This window comes from Streptomyces sp. P9(2023) (assembly GCF_032436795.1).
In the GTDB taxonomy this organism is placed as follows: Bacteria; Actinomycetota; Actinomycetes; order Streptomycetales; family Streptomycetaceae; genus Streptomyces.
This window is the reverse complement of sequence record NZ_JAUPWM010000055.1, coordinates 15,392-34,706: the sequence shown is the minus strand read 5'-3', so window position 1 is coordinate 34,706 and position 19,315 is coordinate 15,392. Positions and strand designations below refer to the sequence as shown.

At 72.1% G+C, this 19,315-nt stretch carries 16 protein-coding genes and 1 tRNA gene; 11 read left to right on the top strand and 6 right to left on the bottom strand.

Translation table 11 applies throughout. The features are described from left to right. Positions 1 to 321: 321 nt before the first annotated feature. On the bottom strand, positions 322 to 906 hold the full coding sequence (locus tag Q5762_RS35300; RefSeq protein ID WP_315896405.1) for an ATP-binding protein: 585 nt from the start codon (positions 904 to 906) through the stop codon (positions 322 to 324). Positions 907 to 1,040: 134 nt separating this feature from the next. Then, positions 1,041 to 1,874 carry a glycerophosphodiester phosphodiesterase gene (locus Q5762_RS35295; RefSeq protein ID WP_315896404.1) on the bottom strand — a complete coding sequence of 278 codons (834 nt, stop codon included), beginning with the start codon at positions 1,872 to 1,874 and terminating at the stop codon, positions 1,041 to 1,043. Positions 1,875 to 2,051: 177 nt separating this feature from the next. Between Q5762_RS35295 and Q5762_RS35290 the strand changes: the two genes are divergently transcribed. Further along, positions 2,052 to 3,440: a trypsin-like peptidase domain-containing protein gene (locus Q5762_RS35290; protein ID WP_315896403.1), complete on the top strand. Its 1,389-nt coding sequence runs from the start codon at positions 2,052 to 2,054 to the stop codon at positions 3,438 to 3,440. 482 nt (positions 3,441 to 3,922) lie between these two features. On the opposite strand, the gene Q5762_RS35285 is transcribed toward Q5762_RS35290, so the two are convergent. Both Q5762_RS35285 and Q5762_RS35280 read right to left on the bottom strand, forming a co-directional pair. Next, positions 3,923 to 4,237, bottom strand: coding sequence for a hypothetical protein (locus tag Q5762_RS35285; protein ID WP_315896402.1), 315 nt, complete (start codon positions 4,235 to 4,237; stop codon positions 3,923 to 3,925). A 209-nt stretch (positions 4,238 to 4,446) separates the two neighbouring features. Beyond that, a complete protein-coding gene (locus tag Q5762_RS35280; RefSeq protein ID WP_315896401.1) occupies positions 4,447 to 5,100 on the bottom strand; it encodes a hypothetical protein in 654 nt (217 codons plus the stop codon). A gap of 447 nt (positions 5,101 to 5,547) precedes the next feature. Here Q5762_RS35280 and Q5762_RS35275 point away from each other — a divergent pair, with 447 nt between their 5' ends. Continuing rightward, a complete protein-coding gene (locus tag Q5762_RS35275; protein WP_315896400.1) occupies positions 5,548 to 5,862 on the top strand; it encodes a hypothetical protein in 315 nt (104 codons plus the stop codon). A gap of 152 nt (positions 5,863 to 6,014) precedes the next feature. Further along, positions 6,015 to 6,101, top strand: a tRNA-Ser gene (locus Q5762_RS35270). Positions 6,102 to 6,129: 28 nt separating this feature from the next. Here Q5762_RS35270 and Q5762_RS35265 read toward each other — a convergent pair. Next, positions 6,130 to 7,053, bottom strand: a complete 924-nt coding sequence (locus Q5762_RS35265; protein WP_315896399.1) for a bifunctional DNA primase/polymerase — start codon at positions 7,051 to 7,053, stop codon at positions 6,130 to 6,132. Between the two features lie 349 nt (positions 7,054 to 7,402). Between Q5762_RS35265 and Q5762_RS35260 the strand changes: the two genes are divergently transcribed. The 8 genes from Q5762_RS35260 (at position 7,403) to Q5762_RS35225 (ending at position 15,418) form a co-directional block, all read left to right on the top strand. Beyond that, entirely contained in the window at positions 7,403 to 7,711 is a 309-nt protein-coding gene (locus Q5762_RS35260) for a hypothetical protein (RefSeq protein WP_315896398.1), read from the top strand. Positions 7,712 to 8,031: 320 nt separating this feature from the next. Continuing rightward, positions 8,032 to 9,198, top strand: coding sequence for an acyl-CoA dehydrogenase family protein (locus tag Q5762_RS35255; RefSeq protein WP_315896408.1), 1,167 nt, complete (start codon positions 8,032 to 8,034; stop codon positions 9,196 to 9,198). Positions 9,199 to 9,248: 50 nt separating this feature from the next. Continuing rightward, positions 9,249 to 10,211, top strand: coding sequence for a bifunctional MaoC family dehydratase N-terminal/OB-fold nucleic acid binding domain-containing protein (locus tag Q5762_RS35250; protein WP_315896407.1), 963 nt, complete (start codon positions 9,249 to 9,251; stop codon positions 10,209 to 10,211). Position 10,212: 1 nt separating this feature from the next. Next, a complete protein-coding gene (locus tag Q5762_RS35245; RefSeq protein ID WP_315896397.1) occupies positions 10,213 to 11,256 on the top strand; it encodes an acyl-CoA dehydrogenase family protein in 1,044 nt (347 codons plus the stop codon). Positions 11,257 to 11,273: 17 nt separating this feature from the next. Then, positions 11,274 to 11,723 carry a MaoC family dehydratase gene (locus Q5762_RS35240; RefSeq protein ID WP_399495429.1) on the top strand — a complete coding sequence of 150 codons (450 nt, stop codon included), beginning with the start codon at positions 11,274 to 11,276 and terminating at the stop codon, positions 11,721 to 11,723. Continuing rightward, positions 11,720 to 12,886: a lipid-transfer protein gene (locus Q5762_RS35235; protein ID WP_315896396.1), complete on the top strand. Its 1,167-nt coding sequence runs from the start codon at positions 11,720 to 11,722 to the stop codon at positions 12,884 to 12,886. Before Q5762_RS35240 ends, Q5762_RS35235 begins: the two co-directional genes overlap by 4 nt. Positions 12,887 to 13,064: 178 nt before the next feature. Beyond that, positions 13,065 to 13,613, top strand: coding sequence for a SigE family RNA polymerase sigma factor (locus Q5762_RS35230; protein ID WP_315896395.1), 549 nt, complete (start codon positions 13,065 to 13,067; stop codon positions 13,611 to 13,613). A gap of 158 nt (positions 13,614 to 13,771) precedes the next feature. Then, complete coding sequence (locus Q5762_RS35225) at positions 13,772 to 15,418, top strand: long-chain fatty acid--CoA ligase (RefSeq protein ID WP_315896394.1); 1,647 nt, start codon at positions 13,772 to 13,774, stop codon at positions 15,416 to 15,418. 59 nt (positions 15,419 to 15,477) lie between these two features. Here the strand turns inward: Q5762_RS35225 and Q5762_RS35220 are convergent, their stop codons facing one another. After that, complete coding sequence (locus Q5762_RS35220; RefSeq protein WP_315896393.1) at positions 15,478 to 19,167, bottom strand: PAS domain-containing protein; 3,690 nt, start codon at positions 19,165 to 19,167, stop codon at positions 15,478 to 15,480. Between the last annotated feature and the right edge of the window lie 148 nt (positions 19,168 to 19,315).

Genomic DNA, 19,315 nt, shown 5'->3' with positions numbered 1-19,315 from the left:
GCCCAGCCCGTGCCGTCGCCCCGCGGCCACAGCCCAGGCCGTTGCTCTGGGACCTCAACCCACGCCGTCGCCCCGGACGTCGGCGAGCCCAGCCGGGGACCTCAACCCACGCCCTCGCCCCGGACGTCGGCGAGCCCAGCCCGTGCCGTCGCCCCGCGACCCAGCCCACGCAGTCGCCCGGCGACGCCAGCCCAACCTGCGCAGTCGCCCGGCGACGCCAGCCCAACCTGCGCAGTCGCCCCGGGACCTCAGCCCACGCTGCTGCCCCGCGGCCCGAGCCCAACCCAGGCCGTCGCCCCGGACGTCGGCGACCTCGTGGGCTCAGTCCAGGTCGTCGTACGCGTCGAGGAAGTCGAAGCCCGAGCCGCCGCCGACTCTCGCGGCGAAGTCCTCGCGGCGATGGCCCTCGGTGACGACCACCCAGACCGTCACCTCGCCGGACGCGCTGTCCCGTACACCCCAGTCCTGCGCCAGGGCGCTGATGATGTTCAGCCCGCGGCCGCCGCGTGCGGTGACCGAGGGCGTCGACGGAACGGGTCGGGTCGGACCACCGCCGTCCGTCACTTCGACCGTCAGGCCACCCGCCCGATCGACGCGCCACGCCGCACGGACGTCCCCGTCGCCCATGTCCGCCCGCCCCAGCGGCCTGCCGTGCCGGCAGGCGTTGCTGAGCAGCTCGGAAAGGATCAGTACCGCGTCGTCGACGACCGTTTCGGACATCCCGCTGCGGCTCAACTGCTCCCGCATGCGGTGTCTCGCCTCACCCACGCCCGCAGGGCCATGGGGTACGGCCATGCTCGACGACGTGGGCACCTCCTGTGCCACCACAAACGCCACCCCCGAGACCTCCTTTGCCCCACGCCACGGTGTGAATGCCCCAATGGCCTGGACCGGAAACCGCCCCATGAGCGTGTGGTGACGCACTCGTGACGATCGAGTACGGACCGAACGCGCCGGTGCACTCCCTGTAAGCCCTGAGGCGCGTGGGGCGAAGGAGGCGTGAGAGGGAGGGGAAAGGGAGGGGAGAGCGCCGGGACGGGTCAAAGGCGGCCCAACTGGGACAGCACCTGCTGCGGCCGGTTGGTGATGATCGCGTCGACGCCGAGCCGCTCGCAGAGTTCCACGTCCTCCGGTTCGTCCACCGTCCATACATGGACCTGGTGTCCGGCCTTCTGGAGCCGAAGGATCACGGCCGGGTGGTGGCGGACGATCCGGATCGACGGTCCGGCGATCCGCGCGCCCGCCGGCAGCCGGCCGTCGCGCAGCCGGGGGGTGACGAACTGCGAGAGCGAGACGGTCGGGAGGGTCGGCGCGGCGGCCGCGATCCGGTGCAGGGAGCGCGCCGAGAAGCTCATGACCCGTACGGGAGACTCCTCCGGGCTCGCCGGCTCCGCGAGGCCGAACCGCTTGAGCAGGTGCAGCAGCCGCTCCTCCACCTGGCCCGCCCAGCGCGTGGGGTGCTTGGTCTCGATGGCCAGCTCGATGCGGCGGCCGGCGTCGGAGACCAGCTCCAGGAGGCGTTCCAGGGTGAGTACGGAGGTGAGTTCGGGGTCTCTCCAGTCCGGGCTCTCGCGCGCCTCCTCACGCCCCTTCCAGGTGCCGAAGTCGAGGGCGGCGAGGTCGGTGAGCTCCAGGGCGGAGACGGCGCCGCGGCCGTTGGAGGTGCGGTCGACGCGCCGGTCGTGGACGCAGACGAGGTGGCCGTCGGCGGTGAGCCGGACATCGCATTCGAGGGCGTCGGCGCCGTACTCGATGGCCTTCACATAGGCGGCGAGCGTGTGCTCCGGGGCCTCCTCGGAGGCTCCTCGGTGGGCGACCACCTGGACGGGGGCGGGGTTCGTGTGCGGCCGGGGGTGCTGCCGTGCGTGGGTCACCGCGACATGGTGCCATTGGCGGGGTGGGCGTACCGGATCGCGTCCGTTCTGTCCGTAAATAAAGAATGGGGCGCGGATGCACAGCTCCGCCTTACAGTGGCCTGACGTCCTGTGGGAAATGCTGTCCGCAGCACCCTGGTGAGGGTGTCCACCCGCGCAGTGAACGAGGAGAGAGCCGTGAGCACCGAGAATGAGGGCACCGAGGTTCCGGCTGACCCGAGTGCCCCCTCCGCCCCTCCCGCCCCTCCCACACCCCCGACGCCTCCCGCGCCCGCCGCGCCTCCCGCTCCTGAGGTACCGCCTACCCCTACCCCGCACGCCGCGTCGGTGGACGGCTCCGAGCAGGCGGCGTCCACCGCGGGTGGCTGGCCGCCGCCTCCCCCGGCCGTGCCGGCCTGGGGCGCGCCCGTCCCGCCCGTCCCGGCGGCTCCGCGCAAGCGGACCGGCGGCCTGGTGGCGGCGGTTCTCGTGGCGGCCCTCGTGGCCGGCGGCGTGGGTGGCGGCATCGGCTACTGGGCGGCCGAGCGCGGCGACGACGGGATCAGCTCGACGACGGTCGCCGCGGGCGACTCCCCGGTGTCCTTCAAGCGGGACCCCGGCACGGTCGCCGCCGTGGCGAGCAAGGCTCTGCCGAGCGTCGTGACCATCCAGGCGAAGTCCGGTGGCACCGGTGGCCAGAGTGAGGGCGACGGCGGCACGGGCACCGGCTTCGTCTACGACAGGGAAGGCCACATCGTCACCAACAACCACGTGGTGGCGTCGGCGGCGGATGGCGGCACGCTCTCGGCGACCTTCTCGAACGGCAAGACGTACGACGCGGAGGTGGTGGGCCGCGCGGAGGGTTACGACGTGGCCGTCCTGAAGCTGAAGAAGGCCCCGGACGGGCTGGCTCCGCTGCCGCTCGGCGACTCCGAGAAGGTGGCGGTCGGGGACTCGACGATCGCGATCGGCGCGCCCTTCGGCCTGTCGAACACGGTGACGACGGGCATCATCAGCGCCAAGAACCGCCCGGTGGCCTCGGGTGACGGCTCCGGTGGCAAGAACTCGTACATGAGTGCCCTGCAGACGGACGCCTCGATCAACCCGGGCAACTCCGGTGGGCCGCTCCTCGACGCGAGCGGCGCGGTGATCGGCATCAACTCGGCGATCCAGTCGGCCGGCAGCGGCTTCGGCCAGACCCAGGCGGGTTCGATCGGCCTCGGTTTCGCCATCCCGGTCAACCAGGCCAAGAACGTGGCCGAGCAGCTGATCAAGACGGGCAAGCCGGTCTACCCGGTGATCGGCGCGACGGTGAACATGACCGACAAGGGCGCGGGCGCCACGATCGCCGACGCGGGCGCGGGCGGCACCCCTGCCGTCACCCCGGACGGCCCGGCGGCGAAGGCGGGCCTGAAGCCGGGCGACGTGATCACCGCCCTCGGCGACCGCCAGATCGACAGCGGCCCGACGCTGATCAGCGAGATCTGGACCCACAAGTCGGGCGACTCGATCAAGCTGACATACGAGCGCGACGGCAAGCCGGCCACGACCACGGTCACCCTCGGCGAACGCACGGGCGACAACTGACATTCGCCCCGGACCCGATCGGGATCCGGCGCGAGGGGGGAGGCGGGGCGGGGGCGGGAACCAACTCCGGCCCCCGCTCCGGCCGTCCTCCGCCCGGGCATCCCCGCCGCCTCCCCCAGCCGGTAGGCTGTAGCCCGCTCCGCAGCAGGTGGCTCGGGGCGTGGGTGGGTTGCCCGAGCGGCCTAAGGGAACGGTCTTGAAATCCGCGATCAGCTTCGCGGGCGGATCCGGGGCCGAGGACAGAGGCTTTCCGCAGCTGACAAAGCTGCACGTGAGAGGGGCTGCCGAGTAGATCGGCAGCCCCTTCGACGTGTCCGGCTGTCCCACCGTGTCCCACCCAGTCCCACTGTGGATCAGTGCGTGTGGTCAACCTGTGGTCAGCCGATTCTTGATCATTAACAGGGCCAGCCGGTGTGCTCGGTTCGGATTCGGCTGAGCCCCCGCTCGGGGGCTCAGCCGTACCTGCCTGTTGACCTACCCGGCTACGGAAGCTGCTTCTTCTCGGCGTAGTAGGCGTAGGCGTAACCGCCGTTCTCGGAACCGGTGAGGGCGGCCGAGAAGCCGAGAGAACCTGGCTTGGAGGTGTCGATGCTGCGCTGGAAGATGGAGCCATCGCACACCAGGGTCCCCGCGGCCGACGGCACGTCCTTGTCCGCGGCGGTGAACGTCAGCGCCACCGTGGCGCCACCCGTGCAGGTGAACGCGAACGACACGCTCAGCACGTCGTCCGGCGTGGCGGGATGCGTGTTGCCGAACTGCCGTTGCAGCCCGCCGGACCCGCCGCCGAGGGACTCCATGGCGACAATGCCCCTATCCAGCACAGACTTTGCGGCTTCGGCGGCGGCTGTGTCCGGAGCCGTCGGGGTCGACCCCATCCCGCTCGGGCTCTTCGAAGGCGATCCGGATTGCTCGCTCGGGCTGCACGCCCCTGCACCGAGCAGCGTCGTGACGGACAGGGCGACGAAGAGTCGCCGTATGGCCCTGCCAGCCGCACCTCTGACCCGCCTCATGAGTTCTGCCGTCCGATCGACATGTCGCCCTTCCGCGGAGCCAGAATGACGATGGTCTTCTTCTTGACATTGCAGGGCGGGGCGATCCAGGTCTTCACACCCGTGAGCTTCCAGCCGACCTGCCCGAGCACCGCACGGTACCCCTTCGAGGTGGTGTTCGTGTCGGTGACGGTCTGCGTTCCGGTCCACGTCCACGAGTTGCTGATCTTGGTGTCGACGCTGACCTTGGCCTTGGCCAGGATGGCTCCTGCCTCTGCCTCGGCGCTGGCGCCGATGTCCCAGGTGAAGGTGTGGCTGCCAGTCACGGCCCACGACACGGTCTGACGGGGCAGCAGCCATGTCGACTGCGGCTTGTTCTTGTCGGCTATGAAGTACGGCGATCCCTTGACGGTGTACGTCGGCCGACTGTTCACCTCCGGGCAGGCCGCCGCGCCCATGTCCCCCTTCCTTGCCTTGGGCTCTTCCCCTTCGAACGTGAAGGTGACCGTGTCGTCGACGCCGACGACACGTCCGTCGTTCAGAACGATTTCCGCGCCATCGGCCGGAATCGGCTCGTCCAGCGGAGCGGCGGCACTTGCGCCAGCTCCTGCGAGCAGGACGGCGCCGGCGGTTATGAGAGGCAGTGCGGTGCGCATCGCGATGCGGTTCATGTGTCCCCGTTTCATAGATGGGTTGAGACGGCTCCTGGTCAGGGAGCCGAGACCCGTCACCCTGAGCGATGTGAAGAAGAAAGCTCTGGGTGATCTGTGTGCGCCGTTCCTACCGCGCTGCGGTCGAGAGACGCAATCGCTAGGTGATGTAGATCACGCGCGGGAGTCGAATTGTGCATCACCAGTGGGGAGTTAGATCAGAGGAACCTCAAAACGTGGAGAGTGCGACGGATTTCCATGCCTTGGGAAACGACGGCTCTCCGTTGCCGTGTGTGATCAACGGCAAGCCTTTCAGGTGGCCTTGTATCCACGTGCCGAACGAAGCTCGAAGCGTACGAGGGCTACGTCGACAGTGTCCGCACCTGCATCTTCCCGGCGGTCCACCTCTACGAGTGCCGCGAAGGCCTGCGGGAGCGCGACAGGCGGGATCAGGAACTGCTGGCAGAAATGTCGGAGGCCGGCCGGACACGAGGCCGAGCCTTCGAGGGGATCATGCTCCTCGCCGGTGACGACGCGGTAGAGGCTGCCCACGAACTGAACGCCGTCGCCCTCCAGGTCGACTGGCAGGCCAACGGCAAGATCGAGGGGACGCTGGAGGAGTGGCGTGAGCGGAATCGTGCCGTGTTCCGGGCGATCAACGCGTTCCATGAGTCGGCTCGCGTCGACCTCGGCGTGGACGGCAGCGTCTCCGGCGAGAAGCACCCCGAGCGGGATCTCCTGCTGCCGTCCGCCCGAAGCGAGGAGGGTTCGCAGGCGTCCTGACTGGGGACCGGCGCCGCGGGGTGGGAGACTCATGGCGGACGGGCTCCATGGTCAGCCATCCGGCCCGTGGTCAACCTGTGGTCAGACTTACCTGCCGGACGCGGCCACCCGGTAGTCTGTAGCCCGCTCCGCAGCAGGTGAGGCGGGGCGTGGGTGGGTTGCCCGAGCGGCCTAAGGGAACGGTCTTGAAAACCGTCGTGGCAGCGATGTCACCGTGGGTTCAAATCCCACACCCACCGCGCGGTGGAACGGCCTCCGACCTGGGCTTCAGGTGGGGGGCCGTTTTTGTGTCCGGAGCTGGAGCGGGCCGTGCGGGTCGGTGGGCGGGGTGGTCAGGCGGGCTGCGGAGAGGATCGTCGTTCGGGCCTCGTGTTCGGTCAGGCCCGTGTGGACGGCCGCCGCGGTGAGGGCTTCGGCGAGGGAGTCGCCCAGGCCGTTCTCGTACGCGCGGCAGGCCGCCCAGAAGAGGCGCGTGTTGCGTTGGCCCTCGTGGGCGGTGCGGACGAACTGGACCAGGCCGCGGCCGTCCGCCCGGCCGTTGGCCGCGTGGGGGCGGGCGGGTGGTGCGGGGGGCGCGATCAGGGTGAGCAGGGTGCGGGGGCAGGGGGCCGGGTCCAGGTGCTCGCTGCCCGGAGCGAGGCGGTACGCGCCCCTGGCCGTCACCGAGCCCGGTCCCACCAGGTAGCCGCCGGCGCCCCGGATGTCGATGCCGGGGGCGAGGCGGCTCGCCGAGTTCGGGACGGCGACGTCCGGCGGGCCGGTCAGCCACAGGTGGCGGCCGCCGGACGGGGTGAGCACGGTGACCGTGGGCGGCAGCGTGAAGAGGTGTTCGAGCGCCAGGTGGCGCAGTTCGGCCGTGACGTCCGTGGGCGCGCCCCCGTGCTTGACGTCCAGGTCGACGCCGATCAGGTGGTGCGGTGAGCGCCCGCAGGCGATGCCGTAACCGGTGGCCCAGGGCGCGGCGGCGAACAGCGCCCGTACGGCCGCGAGGTCGGTCGTCGCGTCGTGCACGCCGTGCCCGGGGCGGCCGCACTCCCCGTGGCAGGCGACCGGGTGGGGGTCGCTGCGGTGCGGGGAGGGCAGGGCGGGGAGCTTGGTGGCGGACAGGGGTATGACGGGGAGCCCGCGCTCTGCCGCGGACAGCGCGTGGGCGAGGGCCAGGGTGGCGGAGCGCCGGTCGGAGATGGCCATGCCCTTAGTTTCGTACATGTGTTCGAAGAAAGGAAGGGGGCGGGGTGATGGGGAGGATTGGCTGAAAATCTGCCGGAACGCTTCCCCCCTTGCGGTGGCGCGGCTCCGGCGGCGCGGAATCGCCTCCGCCGAGGTGGGCGGGCCCTTGGGGGCGTGAAGGTGGTTTATCGACTTGTCCTCACGCTTGAGGGGGAATCGGCCGCTGAGGGGTGGTTCGCCGGGGATTGTGTGGGCAACTCTGGAGTCGCGACGTCGAGCACAACGACCGAGGCGGTCGGCCAACTGCCTTGGAAACAGCCGTAGTTCAGTGCATCTGCACTTCATAGCTTCAGCTCACGGAGGAAAAGACATGGCAAGCATCCGTACCGCCCGCGTTATCGCCGCTGCCGCCGCGCTGCCCCTGGCCGCCGCCCTCTTCACCGGCGTTGCGCAGGCCGACAACGGCGGCTTCGCGGACAACGGATCGAACACGAGCGTCGCCTCCATCATCGGCAGCGGCGTGGGTGGCGACAACTTCGGCAACTCGACCACCACGCAGCAGGTGGCGACCGGCTCCGGTGCCTCCAACCAGAACAACACCGCCAGCGTGAACGGCTCCGCCTTCACCGAGATCGACCAGTCGAACGCGACGGTCAACTTCTACCCCTGGTGGTTCTAGCCTCCAGCTGGGGCAGGTCCGGCCCGACGGGGGATGGCCGCGGGGGAACGACCGCGGGGGAATGACCGCAAGGGGATGACCGCGGGGTGAACGGCGGCCTGTGTGGCGGTGCTTCGGCGCCGGCGCGCAGGCCGCTTCCGTGTGTTCGGGGCGGCGGGTGTGGCGCGTGCGCCAGGTGCCAGGTGCCAGGTGCCAGGTGCCAGGTGCGCCAGGTGCCAGGTGCGGCTGGGCGGCGTGATCGTCCGTCCGTGACCTTGACACGCTCCCCGTTTCTGACGGACAGTCAGAAATCTCAGTCGTACCCCCGGGAGGCCGTCGCCGTGCACCTCGCCCCGACCGAGCGGCAGCTACGGCTGCGCGCCGAACTCCGCGCGTACTTCCGTGACGTCATGCCCGGCGGACCCCCACCCCCCGCCGACACCGCCGCGCAGCGCGCGCTGCTCCGCCGGATCGGCGGCGACGGCATGCTCGGGCTCGGCTGGCCGCGGGAGTACGGAGGCCAGGGCCGCGGCCCCGACGAGCAGTTCGTCTTCTTCGACGAGGCCTACCGGGCCGGCGCCCCCGTCTCCATGGTCACGCTCAACACCGTCGGCCCGACCCTGATGAAGTACGGGACCGAGGAGCAGAAGGCGTACTTCCTGCCCCGGATCCTGCGCGGCGAGACCGTCTTCGCCATCGGCTACAGCGAGCCGGAGGCGGGCACCGACCTCGCCTCGCTCCGTACGAAGGCGGTACGGGACGGGGACTCCTGGCTGATCGACGGGCAGAAGATATTCACCTCGAACGCCCAGAACGCCGACTGGATCTGGCTCGCCTGCCGCACCGACCCCGAGGCCCGGCAGCACCGGGGCATCTCCATCGTCCTGGTGCCGACCGACGCCCCCGGGTTCTCGTGGACGCCGATCGAGACGGTCGGCGGGCTGACGACCACGGCGACCTACTACGACTCCGTCCGCGTCCCCGCCGGGAACCTGGTCGGCGAGGAGAACGGCGGCTGGGGGCTGATCACCAACCAGCTCAACCACGAGCGGGTCGCCCTCGCCGCGATCGGCATGCAGGCCGAGGACTTCTACGCGGCTGCGCTCCACCGGGCCCGTACCCCCGATCCGGTGACGGGGCGGCGCCGGATCGACGAGCCGTGGATACGGATCCGGGCCGCCGAGGCACAGGCCCGGCTCGCGGCGACCCGCCTGCTCAACTGGCGACTGGTGGGGGATGTGGGGGCGGGACGACTGGCCCCTGGGGACGCGAGCGGCGTGAAGTTCGCCGGGACGGAATCGGCGGTGGAGGTCTACCGGATCTGTCAGGAGATCGCGGGCGGAGCGGCCCTCGTGCGGGCGGGGTCGCCGGGCGAGTTCGAGGGCGGTGAGCTGGAGCGGATGAACCGCGCCGCGCAGATCAACACGTTCGGGGGCGGGGTGAGCGAGGTGCAGCGCGAGATCGTCGCGACGATGCGGCTCGGCATGAAGGGGAGGGGCCGGCGATGAGGGGCAGCGAGAGCGGGCCCGGCGCCCAGGGCGAGCCGGACGCCCAGGGCATGCACGGCAGTGAGAGCGGCGGGGACCTCGACCACGATCTGTACGAGCGGCTGCGCGCGTACGAAGGGCAGGCCGCCGCCACCGGGGGCGCCGGCAAGGACCTCGTCAACGAGCCCATGATCAGGCACTGGTGCGAGGCCATGGGGGACACGGACCCGGCGTACAGCGGGCCGGACGCCGTCGCGCCGCCGACCATGCTCCAGGCCTGGACGATGGGCGGCCTCTCCGGCCACACCGACCGCTCCGGGGCGTACGACGAGCTGCTCACGCTCCTCGACGAGGCGGGATGCACCTCCGTCGTCGCCACCGACTGCGAGCAGGAGTATCTGCGGCCGCTGCGGCCGGGCGACGCGATCACCTTCGACGCGGTGATCGAATCGGTGTCGGAGCGCAAGACGACCAAGCTGGGGACGGGCCACTTCGTCACGACCCGGATGGACGTCCACGCGGGCGGCGAGCTCGCGGGCACCCACCGCTTCCGGATCCTCAAGTACGCCCCGGGTGCCCAGAAACCGAAACCGAAGGCGAAACCGGAGGCGAAACCGGATCCCGAGCCCAAGCGGCCCCGGCCCGTCATCAACCGGGACAACGCCGGGTTCTGGGAGGCCGTGGCCGCGCACCGGCTGCTCGTCCAGCGCTGCGCCTCCTGCGCGACCCTCCGCTTCCCGTGGCTGCCCGGGTGCAACGCGTGCGGATCGCAGGAGTGGGACACCGTCGAGGCGAGCGGCGCCGGGACCGTCTACTCGTACGTCGTCATGCACCACCCGCCCTTCCCCGCCTTCGACCCGCCCTACGCGGTCGGGCTGATCGAACTGTCCGAGGGCGTACGGATGATCAGCAACGTGGTCGGGGTGCCGTACGACAAGGTCCGGATCGGGATGCCGGTCCGGTTGGAGTTCCTCCGGGTGGACGAGGAGCTGGAGCTGCCCGTGTTCCGGGCGCAGGACGGCGGCGAGGGCTGACATGGACTTCACACCCACGGAGGAGCAGGCCGCGGCCCAGGAGCTGGCGGCACGGATCTTCGGCGACCTCGCCACGCACGAGCGGCTCGCGGCGGCCGGTACGGGTACGGACGCCGAACTGTGGAAGGCCCTGTGCGGGGCCGGGCTGCCGGCCGCGGTCGAGGAGATCGGGCTGCTCGGCCTGGTGCTGCTGGCCGAGGAGCAGGGGCGTACGACGGCGCAGGTGCCGTTCGCGGTGAGCAGTGTCTTCGGGCTCCTCGCCGTGGCCCGGCACGGCACGGCGGAGCAGCGGGAGCGGCTGCTGCCGGGCTTCCGGGACGGTACGGCGGTGGCGACCGGCGCCTTCCCGCCCACCGGGCACCTACGGGCCGGGGCGGACGGCCTGCTCACCGGGGTGGTGGAGTGGGTGCCCTGGCTCAGGGACGCCACCCACGTCCTCGTACCGGTAGGCGGCGACCAGGAGGCCGCGCTCCGGCTGGTCCCGGTGGCGGAGGCCTCGGTCGTGCCCGTCGAGCTCACCGCGCCCTGGGCGGCCGGCCGGCTCGTCCTCGACGGCGCGCGCGGGGAGCGGATCGGGGAGACGGGCAGCGGTGCGGGCGCGGACGTCCTGGCCATGGCCCGGATCGTGTGCGCGGGGCTCCAGGCCGGGGTCTGCGCCGGTTCGCTGGCCCGGGCCGTGGCGTACACCTCGGTACGGGAACAGTTCGGGCGCTCCCTCTCCACCCACCAGGCCGTCCAACTCCGGGCCGCCGACGCCCACATGGACACCGAGGCGATCCGGGTGACCGCCTACGAGGCCGCCTGGCGCCACGACCAGGGACTGCCGGCCGCCGAGCACGCGCTGACCGCCGCCTGGTGGGCGTCGGAGGCGGGCAAGCGGGTCGTGCACGCGGGCCAGCATCTGCACGGCGGCATGGGAGCCGACCTGGAGCACCCCGTCCACCGGCACTTCCTCTGGGGCCGCCAGCTCGACGCGTACCTCGGCAGCGGCACCGAACTCCTCGCCGAACTGGGCGACCTGCTCGCGAACGGAGAGCCCGCGTGAAAGCTGTCTCCGCACGGCTGAAGGCCGGGTACGAGCCCGCGTACGCCGCCGGCTACGAGCCCGCGTACGCCGCCGGGTACGAGCTGGCGCCCCTGACCGTCCCCATCACCCGCACCCTGATCGTCGCCGGAGCCGTCGCCTCCCGGGACTACCAGGACGTGCACCACGACACCGAGCTGGCCAGGGCCAAGGGCTCCCCCGACATCTTCATGAACATCCTGACGACCAACGGACTCGTCGGCCGGTACATCACCGACCGGCTGGGTCCGGGGGCCGTGCTGCGCAAGGTGGCGATCCGGCTCGGCGCGCCCAACTACCCCGGAGACACGATGACGTTGACGGGCACGGTCACCGAGGTCGACGGCGCGACGGTCCGGGTGCGGGTGATCGGCGCCAACGGGCTCGGTCACCACGTGACGGGCACGGTGACCGTCACCCTGCCGGACCGGAAGGAGAGCGCGGCATGAGCATCCGGAGGGCCGACCGGCTCGGGGGGCGGGCCGCCGTCGCCGGGATCGGGGCGACCGAGTTCTCCAAGGACTCGGGCCGCAGCGAGCTCAAGCTGGCCGTGGAGGCGGTGGGGGCGGCGCTCGACGACGCCGGGCTGACCCCGGGCGACGTCGACGGCATGGTCACGTTCACCATGGACACCAACCCCGAGATCACCGTCGCCCAGGCGGCCGGCATCGGCGAGCTGTCCTTCTTCTCCCGGATCCACTACGGGGGCGGCGCCGCCTGCGCGACCGTCCAGCAGGCCGCCCTCGCCGTGGCGGCCGGGGTCGCCGAAGTCGTGGTCTGCTACCGGGCGTTCAACGAACGCTCGGGGCGCCGCTTCGGCTCGGGGGTCCAGCAGCGCGAGCCCTCCGCCGAGGGCGCCGCGCTGGGCTGGCAGCTCCCCTACGGGCTGCTCACGCCCGCCTCCTGGGTTGCCATGATCGCCCAGCGGTACCTCCACACGTACGGGTTGACCCCCGACGCCTTCGGTCATGTCGCCGTCACCGACCGCCGCTGGGCGGCCACCAACCCCGCCGCGTACTTCCACGGGAAACCGATCACGCTCGCCGACCACGCCGCCTCGCGCTGGATCGTCGAACCGCTCCGGCTCCTCGACTGCTGCCAGGAGACCGACGGCGGCCAGGCGATCGTCGTCACCTCCGTCGAGCGCGCCCGCGACCTGCGCCACCCGCCGGCGGTGATCGTCGCCGCCGCGCAGGGCGCCGGGCGGGCCCAGGAGGCGATGACCAGCTTCTACCGCGACGACCTGACCGGCCTGCCCGAGATGGGCGTGGTGGCCAGGCAGCTGTGGCAGACCTCGGGCCTCGCGCCCGGCGACATCGACGTGGGCATCCTCTACGACCACTTCACCCCGTTCGTCCTCATGCAGCTGGAGGAGTTCGGGTTCTGCGGGCCGGGCGAGGCGGCCGACCTCGTCGCGGCGGACGCGCTGCCGCTGAACACCCACGGGGGCCAGCTGGGGGAGGCGTACCTGCACGGGATGAACGGGATCGCGGAGGCGGTCCGGCAGGTACGGGGCACGTCCGTGAACCAGATACCCGGCGCGGCCAGGACCCTGGTCACGGCGGGCACGGGGGTCCCGACGTCGGGCCTGATCCTGGCGGCGGACGGCTGAGGGGTCGACGGGGTCGCCCCCGGCGCCGGATCCCTCCGCCCCCCGACCCTGACCCGGGTGTCGGCCGCCCTCCACCTTCAGGAGGTCCAGCTGTCCCCACCCCTACAACCTGAGGGGGAGTGCGGTTCGGGACCTGGGGGCGATCCGCCTACCGCGTACCCGCTCCTAGCGTGGAGGCATGACTCCGCCACCGTCCGGCCCCGTCTGCGTCGGCGCCTCCACGGCCGCCGCCGGGTACCCGTCGTTCTCGTCCTACGTACGGGCTCGCGGGCCCGTGCTGCTGCGTACCGCACGCTCGCTGACCGCGAACCCGTCGGACGCCGAGGACCTGCTGCAGACCGCGCTGACCAAGACCTTCGTCGCCTGGGAGCGGATCGAGGACCACCGCGCCCTGGACGGTTACGTCAGGCGCGCGCTGGTCAACACCCGTACGTCCCAGTGGCGCAAGCGCAAGGTCGACGAGTTCGCGTGCGAGGAGCTGCCGGAACCGGCCGGGCTGCCCGAGCCGGACCCGGCCGAGCGGCAGGTGCTGCACGACGCCATGTGGCGCGCGGTGATGAAGCTCCCCGACCGCCAGCGGGCGATGGTCGTCCTGCGGTACTACGAGGACCTCAGCGAGGCGCAGACGGCCGAGGTGCTCGGTGTCTCGATCGGCACGGTCAAGAGCGCGGTCTCGCGGGCGCTCGGCAAACTCCGCGAAGACCCGGAACTGTCCCCGGTCCGCTGACCCATGGCCCCCTGACCCATGGCCCCCTGACCCCCGACGGCCACCTCTGCCAGCGATCACTGGCAATTTCCGTACTCCCGGGTAGTGACATACCGCGCGGTACGTGCGCAGAATCTCCACACCCCTTTCTGCCACGTAGCGCCCACCGGGAGGACGCCGTGCTGAGCACCATGCAGGACGTACAGCTGACTGTGAGCCGCATCCTGAATCACGGGATGACGATCCACGGGAAGTCCGTCATCACCACCTGGACCGGGGAGCCTGAGCCGCACCGCCAGACCTTCGCGGAGACGGGCGCCCGCGCGACCCAGCTGGCGAACGCCCTGCGCGACGAACTCGGTGTCACCGGCGACCAGCGGGTCGCGACCCTCATGTGGAACAACGGCCAGCATGTCGAGGCGTACTTCGCGATCCCCTCCATGGGCGCCGTCCTCCACACCCTCAACCTGCGGCTTCCCCCCGAGCAACTGGTCTTCATCGTCAACCACGCCGCCGACCGCGTGGTCCTCGTCAACGGTTCGCTGCTGCCGCTGCTCGCCCCGCTCCTCCCCCACCTGCCGACCATCGAGCACATCGTGGTCGCGGGCCCCGGAGACCGTTCCGTACTGGACGGCGTGACGCCGCGCGTGCACGACTACGAGGAGCTGATCGCCGGCCGCCCGACCACCTTCGACTGGCCCGAGCTGGACGAGCGTGCGGCCGCCGCCATGTGCTACACCTCCGGCACCACCGGCGACCCCAAGGGTGTCGTCTACTCCCACCGCTCGATCTATCTGCACTCCATGCAGGTCAACATGGCCGAGTCGATGGGGCTGACGGACCGCGACACGACCCTGGTCGTCGTCCCGCAGTTCCACGTGAACGCCTGGGGCCTGCCGCACGCCACCTTCATGACCGGCATCAACATGCTCATGCCGGACCGGTTCCTCCAGCCCGCCCCGCTCGCCGACATGATCGAGCGCGAGAAGCCGAGCCACGCCGCAGCCGTCCCCACCATCTGGCAGGGCCTGCTCGCCGAGGTCACCGCGAACCCCCGCGACCTCTCCTCCATGCGCCAGGTCACCATCGGCGGCGCTGCCTGCCCGCCCTCCCTCATGGAGGCGTACGACCGGCTCGGCGTCCGCCTCTGCCACGCCTGGGGCATGACGGAGACCTCCCCGCTCGGCACCATGGCCCACCCGCCGGCCGGTCTGAGCGCCGAGGAGGAGTGGCCGTACCGCGTCACCCAGGGCCGTTTCCCGGCCGGCGTCGAAGGCCGTCTCGTCGGCCCCGCGGGCGAACGGCTGCCCTGGGACGGCGAGTCGGCCGGTGAGCTGGAGGTCCGCGGCACCTGGATCGCGGGCGCGTACTTCGGCGGGATCGACGGCGAGCCGGACCGCCCGGCCGACAAATTCAGCGAGGACGGCTGGCTGAAGACCGGCGACGTCGGCGTGATCAGCCCGGACGGCTACCTCACCCTCACCGACCGCGCCAAGGACGTCATCAAGTCCGGCGGCGAGTGGATCTCGTCGGTCGAGCTGGAGAACGCGATCATGGCCCACCCGGAGGTCGCCGAGGCCGCCGTCGTCGCCGTACCGGACGAGAAGTGGGGCGAGCGGCCGCTCGCGACCGTCGTTCTCAAGGAGGGTGCGACGGCCGACTACGAGACGCTGAAGACGTTCCTCGCCGAGTCGATCGCCAAGTGGCAGCTGCCCGAGCGCTGGGCGATCGTGCCGGCGGTGCCGAAGACGAGCGTCGGCAAGTTCGACAAGAAGGTGATCCGCAGGCAGTACGCGGAGGGCGAGCTGGAGGTGACGGAGCTCTAAGAGCTCCTGGAGCTTCCAGGAGTTCTCGGCCGTACTCGGCACCAACCGGCCCTACGGGGCTAGTTGGTGCCGATCTTCGCGAGCAGGTCGACGATGCGCGCCTGGACCTCGTTGCTCGTCGACCGTTCCGCCAGGAAGAGGACCGTCTCGCCCGACGAGAGCGTCGGCAGCTCCTCCTCGTCGAGTCCGGCGGAGGTGTAGACGACGAGCGGGGTGCGGTTCAGCTGCCCGTTCGCGCGCAGCCAGTCGATGATCCCGGCCCGGCGGCGGCGCACCTGCATCAGGTCCATCACCACCAGGTTCGGCCGGATCTGGGTGGCCAGCGCGACCGCGTCGGTGTCCGCCGCCGCCCGCGCCACCTGCATCCCACGCCGCTCCAGGGTCGCGGCGAGCGCCTGCGCGATGTCCTCGTTCTCCTCGATGAGCAGCACCCGCGACGGGTGCTGCTCGCTGTCGCGCGGCGCCAGCGCCTTCAGGAGTACGGCCGGATCGGCACCGTACGCCGCCTCCCGGGTCGCCTGCCCGAGCCCCGCCGCGAGCAGTACGGGTACCTCGGCGGCGACGGCGGCCTGGCGGAGCGACTGGAGCGCGGTACGGGTGATGGGCCCGGTCAGCGGGTCGACGAAGAGCGCGGCCGGGAAGGCGGCGATCTGGGCGTCGACCTCCTCGCGGGAGTGGACGATCACCGGACGGTAGCCGCGGTCGCTCAGCGCCTGCTGGGTCGCGACGTCCGGCGCGGGCCAGACGAGCAGCCGGCGCGGGTTGTCCAGCGGCTCCGGGGGCAGCTCGTCGTCGACGGGGCGCGGCGGCGGCTGGTTGGCGACCTCGACCGCGCCGCCCGGACCGTCGAGCGGCTCGGGCCCTTCGGCGGAGCCCTCGGCGGGCGCTCCTATCGCGTAGGCGCGCCCTTCGGGGGCCGGCTGGGCGAGCTTGGGCTGCGGGTGGGGCTTGGCGGGGGGCTCTGGCGTGGGCGCCGTGGGTGGTGCGGCGGGGTTCTCGGCCGCGGGGGCCGCGAGGGCCGGGCGGTCGCCCTCGGGCGGGGTGGCGAGCTTACGACGGCGGCCGGAACCGTTGGTCGTGTTGTTCGAGGCGTTCGCCTGACCGGCCTGACCGGCCTGACCGGCCTGCTGGGCGAAGGGCACGCCCTGTCCGAGCGTCCGGACGCTGAACGCCCGCCCGCCCAGCGACCCGTCCTTCGGCGCGGGTGCCCTGGGTGCCGGAGGTGCTGATGGTGCTGCGGGTGCTGAGGGTGCTGAGGGTGCGGGGATTTCCGGCGGCAGCGGTACGGATCCGGTGCCGGAACGGGTCTCCTGCGGTGCGTGCGGTGCGCGCGGTGCCTGCGGTGCGGCGGGCGCGGCCGGGTTGCGGCGGCGGCCGGTCGGCTCGGGGAGCGGGTGCGGCTGCGGAGGCGTGTGGTCGGCGTCCGGAACGGACCGTACGGCGTCGTGCCGCCCCTCGTCGTCCACGGACATGCGCGCCGGCATCGGCGCCGGCATGGGCATCGGCGTCGCCATCGGCATGGGCGCCGGGGGCTCCGGGGTGCGGTCCGCGTCGGCCGGGGGGAGGGCGAACGGCGTACGCGGCCCGGACTCGGCGGCGACGTTCCGTTCCTGCGCCGCCAGCGCGCGGCGGGCCCGGCGACCCGGGGACTGCGGCGCGGCCGAGTCCTCGTCGCCCGACGCGGCGGGCAGCGCCCGGGCGAGCGCGGGAGCCTCGGCGGGGGCGCCCTGGGCGGGTACGAGTACGCCCTGCGGAGGCACGGTGCTGCCGAGCGCGGCACGGCCCTGAGCGCCCTCGGCGGCGGTCACCACGGCACCCTCGGCGGGCCGCCCACGCCGCCGCCCGGTCGGCTCGACGGCCCCGGGCGTACCCGGCGTAGCGGGGGTGGCAGGGCCTGCGTTCTGGGCCGGGATCAGTTCCGCCTGGCCAGTGGCGGCCTCCTCCGTACGCCCACGGCGCCGCCCGGTCGGCTCGACGGCACCGGCACCCGTACCGCCGGAATCGCCGCTCACCGCGCTGTCCAGGAACGCGTCCGTGGAGGCCCGTCGGGCGCGTCGGCGTCCGCCGCCGTTGGTGTCCGAGGCCTGCGCGGGCAGCGCGAGCGCCGATCCGCCGGAAGCCCCGGCCGCCGGCTCGGGCGGTGCCGGCGGCGGCGTGACCGTGCCCTTCCCCGCGCCGAGCGGGAGCTCCAGGACGTACGCGCTGCCGCTCATCCCCGGCACCTCGTGCGTCTGCACGACACCGCCGTGCGCGCTCACGATGCCGCGCACGATGGGCTGGTGCACCGGGTCGCCGCCGGCGTACGGCCCGCGGACCTCGATGCGTACGACGTCACCGCGCTGCGCGGCGGCCACCACGATCGTCGAGTCGGCGTACCCGGCGCCGCCCGGCACGACCCGGGCCTTGCCGGTCGAGTCGACCCCTGCCACGTCCGCGACGAGGTGCGCGAGCGCGGTCGCGATCCGCCCCGCGTCCACCTCGGCCTCGATCGGCGGGGCGTGTACGGCGAACTGCGCCCGGCCGGGCCCGATGAGCTCCACGGCCCCGTCCACGCCCGCCGTGACGACCCCGTCGAGCAGGACGACGGCCTTGGCGAGCGTCTCCGTACCCGAGTCCAGCCGCTGGTAGCCGAGGACGTTGTCGACGAGGGTGGTCATCCGGGCGTAGCCGGCGGCCAGGTGGTGCAGGAGCTGGTTGGCCTCGGGCCACAGCTGCCCGGCGTCGTCGGCGGCGAGGGAGGAGAGTTCGGTACGCAGTTCCTCCAGCGGTCCGCGCAGCGACTCGCCGAGGACGGCAGTCAGCTGCTCGTGCCGGCCGGCGAGGGACGCGTACCGCTCGGTGTCCCGCCGCGCCCGCTCCTCGTGGTTCTTCTCCAGCTCGGCGAGTTCGGCGGCGTGCTTCTCGGTGAGCGCGGCGAGCTCGGAGGCGTGCTCCTCGGTCTGCTGCTCGTACGGCCGACGGTCGGTGAACGTCATCACGGCGCCGACGAGCTGGTCCCCGTCCCGTACCGGCGCGGTGGTGAGGTCTACCGGCACCTTGGAACCGTTCTTCGCCCACAGCACCTGGCCGCGGACCCGGTGCTTGCGCCCGGACTTGAGGGTGTCGGCGAGCGGCGAGCCCTCGTACGGGAACGGTTCGCCGTCCGCCCGCGAGTGCAGGATCAGCGGGTGCAGCTCCTTGCCGCCGAGATCACTGGCGCGGAAGCCGAGGATCTGCGCGGCGGCGGGGTTGACGAGGACGACCCGACCGTCGGTGTCCGTGCCGACGACGCCCTCGGCGGCGGCGCGCAGGATCATCTCGGTCTGGCGCTGCGAGCGGGCGAGTTCGGCCTCGGTGTCGAGCGTGCCGGTGAGGTCGCGGACGACGAGCATGAGCAGCTCGTCGCCGGTGTAGGAGGTGTACGAGTCGTAGGCCTCGCGGCCGTCCTCCAGGCTGGCGCTGGTCACCTCGACGGCGAACTCGCTGCCGTCGGTGCGGCGGGCGATCATCCGGGTGGGCTTGGTGCGGCCCTGCTCGTCGGTGCCCTCGGGGCGGCGCATGGAGCCGGGGATCAGCCGCGAGTCGAAGCCGGGGAGCAGATCGAGCAGCCCGCGCCCGACGAGCGCGGTGCCGGGGGTCTCGAACATGCCGAGGGCGATGGTGTTGGCGTTGACGACCGTGCCGTTGCAGTTGACGAGCACGAGGCCGTCGGGGAGGGCGTCAAGTATGGCTGCGAGGCGAGCAGCGCCTCGGGATGGCCTGCTGCTCACGACGACGGTTCCTCCCTGACCCACTGCATTGCCTTGCTGTATTGCCTTGCCCGGCTGGCCGGCCCCATCTTGCCCGGCTGGCCGCGGCCTGTCACTGAGGGGAGTCTAAAGGCAGGTCCGGCGGTCGCGGAGGGAGGTCGCGTGCCGG

Bases quoted from the DNA above. Each gene is read 5' to 3' on its own strand.
- Q5762_RS35245 (WP_315896397.1), top strand. From the start codon at position 10,213: ATGGACTTCACACCCACGGAGGAGCAGGCCGCGGCCCAGGAGCTGGCG.
- Q5762_RS35265 (WP_315896399.1), bottom strand. From the start codon at position 7,053: ATGGCCATCTCCGACCGGCGCTCCGCCACCCTGGCCCTCGCCCACGCG.
- Q5762_RS35300 (WP_315896405.1), bottom strand. From the start codon at position 906: ATGGGGCGGTTTCCGGTCCAGGCCATTGGGGCATTCACACCGTGGCGT.
- Q5762_RS35280 (WP_315896401.1), bottom strand. From the start codon at position 5,100: ATGAACCGCATCGCGATGCGCACCGCACTGCCTCTCATAACCGCCGGC.
- Q5762_RS35230 (WP_315896395.1), top strand. From the start codon at position 13,065: ATGACTCCGCCACCGTCCGGCCCCGTCTGCGTCGGCGCCTCCACGGCC.
- Q5762_RS35285 (WP_315896402.1), bottom strand. From the start codon at position 4,237: ATGGAGTCCCTCGGCGGCGGGTCCGGCGGGCTGCAACGGCAGTTCGGC.
- Q5762_RS35235 (WP_315896396.1), top strand. From the start codon at position 11,720: ATGAGCATCCGGAGGGCCGACCGGCTCGGGGGGCGGGCCGCCGTCGCC.
- Q5762_RS35275 (WP_315896400.1), top strand. From the start codon at position 5,548: ATGTCGGAGGCCGGCCGGACACGAGGCCGAGCCTTCGAGGGGATCATG.
- Q5762_RS35260 (WP_315896398.1), top strand. From the start codon at position 7,403: ATGGCAAGCATCCGTACCGCCCGCGTTATCGCCGCTGCCGCCGCGCTG.
- Q5762_RS35250 (WP_315896407.1), top strand. From the start codon at position 9,249: ATGCACGGCAGTGAGAGCGGCGGGGACCTCGACCACGATCTGTACGAG.